At 58.3% G+C, this 506-nt stretch carries 1 pseudogene; it reads left to right on the forward strand.

Annotated features, from left to right (window positions below):
• Window positions 1-342, forward strand: a pseudogene (locus CSC70_RS14290) (TPM domain-containing protein); the annotation flags it as partial.
• Window positions 343-506 lie beyond the last annotated feature (164 nt).

The raw sequence follows: 506 nt of genomic DNA on the forward strand, positions 1-506 counted from the left end.
CTGCAGCAAAGCAAGGGCAGCCAGCTGCAGGTACTGATGGTCCCGACCACCCGACCCGACACGATCGAGCAGTACGCGGTGCGCGTGTTCGAGCAGTGGAAGCTGGGCCGCAAGGGCGTGGACGACGGTGTGCTGCTGCTGGTGGCCAAGGACGACCGCGCGGTGCGGATCGAGACCGGCTACGGCCTGGAAGGCGCGATTCCCGACGCGGTCGCCAACCGGGTGATCCAGGAGTACCTGGTGCCGGAGTTCCGCGAGGGCGACTTCGGCGGCGGGATCGAGGCGGCCACCGCGGTGCTGGTCAAGGTCATCGACGGCGAGCCGCTGCCGGCTCCGGTCAGCCGCAATGCGTGCTTGAAAAAAAAAAAAAGTTCAAGAACTAAAGCCAGCGCACTTAAATGCTTCAATTACAGGCGTAACGCCATTACCCGAGCATACATTACATAAAATTAATACAGGAAGCTCATATAAAGCTCTTTTTAAACTGTTTTGCCTCTGTTATAATA

This window comes from Pseudoxanthomonas kalamensis DSM 18571, assembly GCF_010211745.1.
Lineage (GTDB): Bacteria > Pseudomonadota > Gammaproteobacteria > Xanthomonadales > Xanthomonadaceae > Pseudoxanthomonas_A > Pseudoxanthomonas_A kalamensis.